At 64.7% G+C, this 9228-nt stretch carries 9 protein-coding genes; 5 read left to right on the top strand and 4 right to left on the bottom strand.

Annotated elements, in window-relative coordinates; all coding sequences use genetic code 11:
• Positions 1-208: 208 nt before the first annotated feature.
• On the top strand, positions 209-1126 hold the full coding sequence (locus tag BN1233_RS08745) for a 50S ribosomal protein L11 methyltransferase (protein ID WP_046863061.1): 918 nt from the start codon (positions 209-211) through the stop codon (positions 1124-1126).
• 124 nt (positions 1127-1250) lie between these two features.
• Here BN1233_RS08745 and BN1233_RS08740 read toward each other — a convergent pair whose 3' ends face one another.
• Together BN1233_RS08740 and BN1233_RS08735 are read right to left on the bottom strand one after the other, a co-directional pair.
• Positions 1251-1472 (bottom strand): hypothetical protein, encoded by a 222-nt coding sequence (locus BN1233_RS08740; protein ID WP_147707058.1) that lies wholly within the window; start codon positions 1470-1472, stop codon positions 1251-1253.
• Between the two features lie 336 nt (positions 1473-1808).
• A complete protein-coding gene (locus tag BN1233_RS08735; RefSeq protein WP_063776733.1) occupies positions 1809-3242 on the bottom strand; it encodes an NAD(P)/FAD-dependent oxidoreductase in 1434 nt (477 codons plus the stop codon).
• A gap of 252 nt (positions 3243-3494) precedes the next feature.
• On the opposite strand from BN1233_RS08735, the gene BN1233_RS08730 reads away from it, so the two are divergent.
• Positions 3495-5339: an aminopeptidase P family protein gene (locus BN1233_RS08730; protein WP_046863059.1), complete on the top strand. Its 1845-nt coding sequence runs from the start codon at positions 3495-3497 to the stop codon at positions 5337-5339.
• Here BN1233_RS08730 and BN1233_RS08725 read toward each other — a convergent pair.
• Positions 5322-5621, bottom strand: coding sequence for an AzlD family protein (locus tag BN1233_RS08725; protein WP_046863058.1), 300 nt, complete (start codon positions 5619-5621; stop codon positions 5322-5324). The genes BN1233_RS08730 and BN1233_RS08725 overlap by 18 nt on opposite strands.
• Positions 5618-6328 carry an AzlC family ABC transporter permease gene (locus tag BN1233_RS08720; protein ID WP_046863057.1) on the bottom strand — a complete coding sequence of 237 codons (711 nt, stop codon included), beginning with the start codon at positions 6326-6328 and terminating at the stop codon, positions 5618-5620. The genes BN1233_RS08725 and BN1233_RS08720 overlap by 4 nt, the downstream gene beginning before the upstream one ends.
• Positions 6329-7212: 884 nt before the next feature.
• Between BN1233_RS08720 and rnk the strand changes: the two genes are divergently transcribed.
• The 3 genes from rnk (at position 7213) to speE (ending at position 9153) form a co-directional block, all read left to right on the top strand.
• Positions 7213-7668: a nucleoside diphosphate kinase regulator gene (rnk, locus tag BN1233_RS08715; protein WP_046863056.1), complete on the top strand. Its 456-nt coding sequence runs from the start codon at positions 7213-7215 to the stop codon at positions 7666-7668.
• A gap of 100 nt (positions 7669-7768) precedes the next feature.
• Positions 7769-8278 (top strand): adenosylmethionine decarboxylase, encoded by a 510-nt coding sequence (speD, locus tag BN1233_RS08710; protein ID WP_046863055.1) that lies wholly within the window; start codon positions 7769-7771, stop codon positions 8276-8278.
• 29 nt (positions 8279-8307) lie between these two features.
• Positions 8308-9153, top strand: coding sequence for a polyamine aminopropyltransferase (gene speE / locus BN1233_RS08705; RefSeq protein ID WP_046863054.1), 846 nt, complete (start codon positions 8308-8310; stop codon positions 9151-9153).
• Positions 9154-9228: the final 75 nt, after the last annotated feature.

Below are 9228 nucleotides of genomic sequence, written 5' to 3'. Positions count from 1 at the left end.
GCGGCGGCGGCGGTGGGAACGGCGGCGGCGGCGGCGGCGGTGGGAACGGCGGCGGCGGCGGAAACGGCGGCGGCGGCGGACATGGCGGCGGCCGGAACTGATCTCGCCTGACGGCGCGATCGCGTCAGCAGGTGAGTTGCTTCGGCGTGGCCAACCGTCCTGCCTCGACCAGCTTTAGCCCGCCTCAGGGGCGTGATAAGCGGCTCCCATGCTCGAAGGTCTCCATCCGAACCGCCCAACCCATGTCCTTCGCCTCAGGACAACCGAACGGGCTGCTCGCCTCATGACCAATGTGATCGGGGAGATCTTCGATCCTGCGGAATCGGCGGTTGCTGCGTTCGAGACCGAGGATGGATCCTGGCTGCTCGAAGCTTATTTCGCGCGCGAGCCCGATCAGGGCGCGGTCCGTAACCTGATCCGGCCGATCATCGGGCCGGAGGCCGACGAGGCCGAGTTTCAAACGCTGGCGCAGCAGGATTGGGTGAAGGCCTCGCTCGAAGGGCTCAACCCGGTCCGGGCCGGCCGCATTCTCGTGCATGGCGCCCATGACCGCGACCAACGTCGCCCGAACGATCTCGCGATCGAGATTGAGGCCGCACTGGCCTTCGGCACGGGTCATCACGGGACGACGTCGAGTTGCCTGCGTGCTTTCGTCGATGAGGTAAAGTTGGGGAAGCCCGCCTCCGTCCTCGATGTCGGGACAGGTACCGGAATCCTCGCTTTTGCAGCAGCCAAGATGCTTAAGATTCCGGTGGTGGCCGGCGACATCGACCCAGAGGCCATCCGTGTCGCGTCGGAGAATGCGCACCTCAATGGTGTCGCGCATCAGTTGACATTCTATGTTGCGCCCGGCGTGCGGCATGAGGCCGTGCGCCGGGCCGGACGATTCGATCTGGTCTTCGCGAATATTCTCGCCAAGCCGCTTCGATTGCTCGCCCCCAGCATCACGAGAGTCGCGTCACCGCACGGGACGCTCATCCTCTCGGGTCTTCTCGGGCACGACGTCCCGGGAGTTCTCAGCGCTTATGCGGCGCAAGGCTGGCGCTTGCGCCGCCGCTACGATCAGGAAGGATGGGTCGCTCTGGTGCTTTCACACCGCCACCCGCTTCCACTCACTCGTCGATGAAGGCGTAGGGATAGCGCGCGCGCATGACACGCTGCATTTCGCGTGCATCGGCGGCAACTTCGCGCAACATGCGGAGGAAGGTCAGAATGAACATCGTATCAGCCCCTGAGATGATGAAAGTCGGTTAGGTGTTGAAGGGAAGACGATCTGCGGAGCCGAGCCGTACCCGGCGGTAATCTCCGTAGATCCTGGCGTTGTCGAACAGCGCCTCGTAGTGGCGAACCAACCGCTCGGCAGTCGTCATACGGGACTGAATGATGGCACCCATGATCCGCTTCAGCAGGCTCTTGCGAGTCGTTGCGTGATCGGACACTGAAAAACCTGAAACAGCGACAGAACCAGCCACGGTAAGCCTCCGAAAGATTCCGATCGCCCTTCAACGTTTCCTTTTTTGTCGTTAGACATGAGGTAGGCACCTTGCTGCACTGCGAAAAGGCCCAGAATGGCATGCAAGCCATGCCCAGCATGCGGGTCTCGGTAATAAATCGTTAAGGCCTGCCACATCGATGCCTATCCAGCGCAGGTGCTGCGGCGGGACCTTTCGGGCGAAGCAGCACAGATTCCTGAGCGATCGGGACTGGTGCTGGCGCCGCGCACAACGGCAGGCGATGAGGAGCGGACTGCCTTCGACCTGGAGAGCCCCGGCAGCACTGCGCCATGGGCTCCCGCTCGGGTTCTGAGGTTACCCTGCTCCGCCGGTTTGGGAGATTGGGCCGAGCGGCGCATCCGCCAGGCTCGTGCCTCGCGGTGATGTGCGAGATCCTGCAAACAGCACCTCGGCCAGGATCCGGGGCCGGAAGAGCCGGCTCGGCGAATCGAGGAAGTTCATGACCCGGTAGAACTGGTCGGTCACAGCGGCGCTGCGATGCGTCGCCAGTTGAACTTGGTCCAAGTACCATTGCATCGGACGCAGATGCAGCGGCCGCTGGCTGCCGAGCTCAGGCAATCGGAGATCCTCGAGCCGCACCCCGTTCCAGGCAGCATCGACGATCGGCCTGATCGCCCGGAACCAGCGCCGGCTGAAATCCGACGCGAGGCCACCGTGCGCCTGAGCATCGGCAAGTAGCCGCCCGAGCGCCTCTGCCTCGATGGCGCTGACAGTCATCCCCTGGCCATAGACCGGATTGAAGCTACAGACCGCATCGCCAATGGCGATCAGCCCTTCCGGGAAGCGATCGAGCCGCTCATAGCGCCGCCGCAGGCTGCCGATGAAACGATGGCGCTTGATCTCCGACAGGGGCTCGCATTCGCGGATCTCGTCGTAGAGATCGGGCACGGCAAGCGATCCGGCAAAGGCCAGGAAGCCCGCATGCTCCTGCGGCATGGGTTCGTCGAAGAAACCCGGCAGAGTCACGAGCCACCGGTCACCTTCGATAGGGAAGATGAGGCCACCGCGTCGGACCGGCCTTCCGGAGATGATCAAGGCCCGCCAGTTGAGCCGCCGGTCCGCGCGGCGAAACGTGCAGCTCGCATAGGAGACGCTCGCTCCGACGAGTTCGGCTCGCGGCGGCTCGAAGCCGATCTCGGCCAGCCATTGCGGCACCATGCTGCCCCGGCCCATCGCATCGACCACGAGATCGGCTTCGATCTCCTCTTCCTCGCCGTGTGTGCCCGGCCGGCAGGCCCGGATGCCGGTAATCGTGCCGCGCTCGTCGCTGCACAGGCCGACGGCTCGCAATCCATCGAGGATTGTCGCATTCGGCAGCGCACGGACGCGTTCGGCCACTTGGCTTTCGAGCAGCGGGCGGCTCATGGACAGGAAGGTCAAATCGCTGTCGTGCTGGACGCGCCAGCCACCCGAATGGTGCCAAGCGAGATCCCGACCACCGCTCAGGCGAGCGGCGCCCAAGGCGACGAGATCTTCGGACAGGCCAGGCAGCAGGGCTTCGGCCAGGATTCTTCCGCGTTCGAGCAGGGCGTGCAGATGGTTGCCTTGCGGAACGCCCTTGCGGGACTCGGGCGAGCGGGCCAGCGCGTCTCGCTCGATAATGGTGACGTGGTCGAAGGTGTCCGACAGCACGCGCGCCGCGAGGAGGCCGGCGATGCTGCCTCCGAGAACAATGGCATGCCGGAGCCCGCGAGCAGTTGAGCTGCGGGATGATGCGGAGTGGCCCATGATCTGACTCCATGCGGTCGATCAGGTGACGAGCCCAGGCCCCGCCTGTCTTGTACGGCCCTACGTATCCTGAAACAGTGCGATGGATCACAGAGCCGAAGGGCGGCTGTCGGCAGGCACTACCGTGTGGCTTCGTCGTACCGCTCACATCTGAGGTCGGCTTCCGCCTCCTGCGGCACCGATGCTAGGAAACGATGAACTGGGGCAGGCCGCTCGGGTGTCGGTCCTCTCCACAATCCGGGATCCGCAGGCATGGCACGTTTCCAGACTTTCGAAGATCGAACGACACCGGCGCAAGGGCGTGAGCGGACCACCCGGTTGCGAGCCGAGCTGGAGCGGCGAGGCTATGCCGGTTTCGTCGTGCCGCGGGCGGACGAGCATCAATCCGAATACGTCCCCCCGAATGCCGAGCGTCTGGCATGGCTCACCGGCTTCACGGGATCTGCCGGCACAGCGATCGTTCTGCTCGAGAAGGCGGCCCTCGTCGTCGACGGCCGCTACATTCTTCAGGCAGCCGAACAGGTCGATACGACCCTATTCACGCCAGTCCTCCTCTCGGACAAAAGCCCCGAGGACTGGATTGCCGAGAACCTGCCGGCTGATGCCGTTCTCGCCTATGATCCGTGGCTCCACACTCCAGACGGATCCAAGCGCCTGGAACGGGCGGTCGAGCGAGCCGGAGGTCGCCTTGCGCCCGTCGACATCAATCTCATTGACGTGATCTGGACCGATCGCCCACTTGCCCCAAAGGGACCGATCGTTCCGCATCCGCTGGAGCGGGCCGGAGAGGCTGCCTCCGACAAGCTCGCGAGAATCCGCGCAAAGCTCCAGGATGCGCGTGTCGACGCGCTCGTGGTTTCAGATCCGCACAACCTCGCATGGTCCTTCAATCTGCGAGGGGCCGATGTGGGACATACTCCCATCCCATTCGGATATGGCGTGATCCCACGAGACAGGAGGCCGCAACTCTATTTCGATCCCGCCAAGATCACCAATGAAGCCGGAGCGGCTCTCGGCGACGTCGCGGATCTGTGCCCGCCCACGCAATTCGTGGAGGATCTCGACGCGCTCGGCGAGACTGGCGCGACCGTCAGGCTGGATTCAGCGACCGCTGCGGTCGCGCTCGCCCGCCGTCTCGAGGTCGCCGGTGGGAAAGCCGACGTCGGACCAGATCCGATCAGCCTTCTCAAGGCAGCGAAGAACGCGTCCGAGATCGCGGGTACCCGAGCGGCTCACCTCAGGGATGGAGCGGCAGTCACGCGGTTCCTCGCGTGGTTCGATCGGGAAGCACCGAGCGGGAAGCTCGATGAGATCAGCGCGGCAGAGGCGCTCGAGTCGTTCCGGCTCGAAACGGGCCTCGTGAAGGATCTCTCATTCCCGAGCATTTCCGCGACGGGCCCGAATGCCGCCTTGCCGCACTACCGGGTCACCGTGCGGACAAACCGGCGGATCGAGCCGGGACAGATCTACCTGATCGACTCGGGCGCACAGTACGAGGACGGCACGACTGATATCACGCGAACGGTCATCGTGGGCACTCCGACTGAGGAGATGCGGGAGCGAAACACGCGCGTGCTCAAAGGGCATATCGCGATCGCGCGCGCCGTCTTTCCGAAAGGCACGACCGGCGCACAGATCGATGCGTTTGCGCGCCGTTCACTCTGGGAAGCGGGCCTCGATTTCGATCACGGCACCGGCCACGGGGTTGGAAGCTATCTCTCCGTACATGAGGGGCCGCAGCGCATCTCGAAACTGGGGCACACCGTTCTCGAGCCCGGCATGATCCTGTCGAACGAGCCGGGCTACTACAGGACTGGAGCCTACGGCATCCGGATCGAGAACCTCGTCCTGGTGGAGCACCGCTCCATCCAGGGCGCCGAGCGCGAGATGATGGGATTCGAGACCCTGACTCTGGCGCCGTTGGATCTGCGTCTCGTGGATGCCTCGATGCTGACACCCGACGAAGCGGCATGGATCGACCAGTACCACGCGCGTGTCCGGAGCGCTCTCGCTACGCTTCTCGACGAGCCGACCCGCCTTTGGCTCGAAAAGGCTACCGTCCCCCTGTCCGGGAGCACATCAGAGGTAAGCGCGTAGGAGCACGACGGCCGCGACGCCGACACCGATCGTGCCGAGGAGTGGGAGGCGTATGGCTGCCATCAACGCAATCGCGGCCGCGAGCGTCTCCGGCCACCCTGTCGTCAGGGCTGTCGGCGCGATGACGGCAGCGAGAACCGCCGGCGGGATCGCATCGAAAGCGGCTCTTGCACGACCACGCGGCGAGAAGCGTGACGCCAGGAGAATGCCGCCGATCCGGGTCACGTAGGTGACGGCGGTCATTGCCAGGATCGCGGCCAGGGCCAGAGGATTGAGCGTCACTGCCTCGCCCCCTGCCCGGCGGCGAGGAAGGCTGCTGCGATTCCCGAAAGCGCACCTGCGGCGACGTGCCAGGGCGGCCCGAAGATGTGGTGCGTGAGCGCTGCGCCGGCAGCGCTCCCCACCACGGCAGCCATCGTTGTACGGGAGCGCCCGAACCCGGCGATCAGGCCGATGAAGAGCGCCGTGAAGACGAAATCCGCACCGATGCGGTCCGGCTCGCCCAGGAAGGAGCCCACGGCCGCGCCGGCCACGGTCGACAGAACCCATACCACGTAGAGGCACGACCCCATCGCAAGCCAGTAGGCCAGCGTCACCGGCTGCGAGAGAGCCCGCCGTTCGGCGAGTGCCCAGGTCTCGTCCGTCATGAGAAAGACGGCAAACCAGCGCCGCCATCCGCGGGCGCGCAGCTTCGGTGCGAGAGATGCTCCCATCAGCAGGTGGCGTGCATTGATTAGGAAAGTCGCGAAAGCGAGTGCCGCGATGGGCGGAGGATGAGACCAGGTTTCGATGGCGGCGAACTGCGATCCTCCCGCGAAGACCAGGGCCGACATCAAAGTGACTTCAAGGCCGGAAAGGCCTTTTGCTCCCGCAACCGCACCGAACAGGAGCCCGATCGGGATCGCAGCGATCGCCGCCGGGGCGATGGCGGAAACTCCGGCTGAGATCTCGCCGGCCAGCGGCGCGTAACATGGTTTCGAATTGCCCATGGCGTGCGAATGCCTCGTCCGAGGCGGAATGTCTTGCGGGAAATACGGCCGCGCAGAGCAATCGCGCCTCGGCTGCACATTCAGACGCTCCAGGAGCGTAACGCCTTGTGGAGACGCCCGGGATATCACGGATATCGAGATCGCCAGCGGTGAGCACCACAGCCGATGAGGTCTCGTGCATGGCGGCTGCCTAAGCCGGCCATGCCGGCTCATTCTCCAGTCCATCCTCCAAAGATGCCGAGCGTCGAGGCCAGGGCGGCCTGAGGAAAGGAGAAGCTGTTCCGGAGCCGCGCCTTTGCCATTTGACATTCGCGCCGAAGTGCATATGTATCGGAATACTATGTTGAGCTTTTTGCACTTTCATCGCAGCCTATACCGGGCGGGTAATCTGATCGTGGGCTGTTAGCCCCGGGCTCAACGCGCTGTCGCGCCCCGGGCTCGGGGCGCTCCAAGATTTCTGAACCTTAGGGACATCTTGTGAGGCCGGATGTGGGCATCCGGTACGACGGTATGCCGGATCCTTCTCTGAACCTCATGTTCCGCGACACGGAGCGCATATCCCGAAGGCAGGGGTGCGCCTCAGGCCGCTTGCTTCGACGCGCCATACAGGCGGGCTCCGGTTGGTTCGCAAGCGAACCACGAGGCCCGAGATGCAGGTTCGCGGCCGTATCTTACCCCCACCGGAAGAGACGAAGTACCGCTGCTCCCGGCAGGTGATCGACGCTCGGCAGCTCTCGGCCGTTAGAGCTGGACGAAGTGCGCGCTCGGAAGTCGTCTGCGACATTCCTGAGCCAGCGTCGAAGCCGTGCCCGCAGGGCGGTCGCAATCATTCCGGGCATGCCGCGCAAGACAATGCGGCGCCCGTAACAGAACAGGAGATCACGATGACGAAACGTACAACAAGCAGTGGCGCAAAGCCCCGCATTACCTTGACGGCGACAGACCACGAGCGTCTCACGGTCCTGGCCAACGCGGCCATGTCCAACCTGCCCGAGGTCGCATCGGAACTCGCGGATGAGCTCGACCGCGCGCAAGTCCTCCCGCAAGGACGGCATCCGGTCGACGTCGTCTGTATGGGCAGCGAGGTGGAGTTCCGGGACGACACGACCGGACGGACCCAGACGGTGACCTTGGTCTACCCCAACGAGGCGAACATCGCCGAAGGCAAGGTATCCGTGCTGACCCCGATCGGCACCGCCCTGATCGGTCTCCAATCTGGCAAGTCCATCAACTGGGAGACGCGTCTCGGTGAGATGAAGCGTCTGACCGTCCTGCAGGTCCGCGAGCCTGCCCCGGACACGGCTGACCGAGCCGAAGCCGAACTATCCCCATCGGCCTGAGCGCAGGCTCTCGCCAAATTCTCCCGCTACGCCGATCGCAAGATCGGCTTGCGGATTTCCTCTGGTCGTAACCGGCAGAACCCTGCCAACGGAGAAATGAATGGCCGAAACCTCCCGTCTTAGCGTGATCGCCCCCGCGGATCGTCGCCCCGCCGCGCCCGCCTTCGAGTCGAGTCCTCGCCCCGCCGAGCGCGCGGCGACGCTCGCGCTCGTGCCCGGAGCTGCCAACGATAGCGGTCTCGATCACTTCGTCGAGCGCGACGGATTGCGCTTTGCCGGGACTCACTTGATCATCGACCTTTGGCAGGCCAGCCGTCTCGACGATCTGGCCCATGTCGAACAGGCCTTGCGCGAAGCCACCGTCCGCGCCGGGGCAACCTTGCTCAACATCGATCTCCATCACTTCACCCCTAATGGCGGCATCTCGGGTGTGGCGGTGCTGGCCGAGAGCCATATCTCGATCCACACCTGGCCGGAGCGGGCCTATGCGGCGGTGGATGTGTTCATGTGCGGGGACGCGGAGCCCCACAAGGCGATCGAGGTCCTGCGCGAGGCCTTCGAGCCAGGCCAGATCACCCTGGCCGAGCACAAGCGCGGAGTCTTGCTGTGAATGCGCTGACCCCGAGGGAGAGACACACCATGAATTGGTTTCAGGAGCGGCTCTATGCCGACCACTCCCAGACGCTCGCGGTCGAACGCGTCCTGCACGAGGGCCGCACCGCCTTCCAGGAGGTCCTCCTCTTCGAAAACAAGACCTTCGGAAAGGTCCTTGTGCTCGACGGAGTCGTCCAGCTGACCGAGCGCGACAACCACATCTACCACGAGATGCTAGCGCATGTGCCCCTGCAGGCGCATGGCGAGCCTCGCGAGGTGCTGATCATCGGCGGCGGTGATGGCGGCACGCTCAAGGAGGTTCTCAAGCATCCGATCACCAAGGCCGTCATGGTCGAGCTCGACCGTGACGTGATCGAGCTCTCGCGCCGTTTTCTGCCCGATGTCTCGGGTGGAGCATTCGACGACAGGCGTGCCGAGGTAATCGTCAGCGACGGTACCCGCTACGTGGCCGAGACCGATCAGATGTTCGATGCCATCCTGATCGACTCGACTGATCCGATCGGACCGGGTGAGCCGCTGTTCACGGCCGCTTTCTACGCGGACTGCCGCCGCCGGCTACGTCCGGGCGGGATGATTGCGGTCCAGAGCGGGGCGCCCTTCTTCCAGCGCAAGGAGCTCGATCAGGTCTGTGGCCGTCTCGGGAAGTCGTTCGGCGGAGTGCGGCCGTTCCTGGCGCCAGTGCCGACCTATGCGGGCGGAATGCTCGCGCTCGTTGCGGCAGGAGATACGGCTGACGCGCTGACTCCGCCCGAGGAAGTGCTGCGCGAGCGCTACGCCGCGATCGAGAGCCAGACGCGCTACTACACCCCCGCGATCCATCGCGCAGCCTTCGTCCTGCCTCCGACCTTCGAGCCGAAGCCGGAGGCCTGATCCGCGGACGAAGCGGACTTTCATGGAAGGCGCGGGCCCCTCCCCGCGCCTTTCTTCGTTCTTGGGAAGTGCAGA

Source organism: Microvirga massiliensis (genome assembly GCF_001006805.1).
GTDB classification, from domain to species: domain Bacteria; phylum Pseudomonadota; class Alphaproteobacteria; order Rhizobiales; family Beijerinckiaceae; genus Microvirga; species Microvirga massiliensis.
This window is presented reverse-complemented; position numbering and strand designations above follow the sequence as displayed.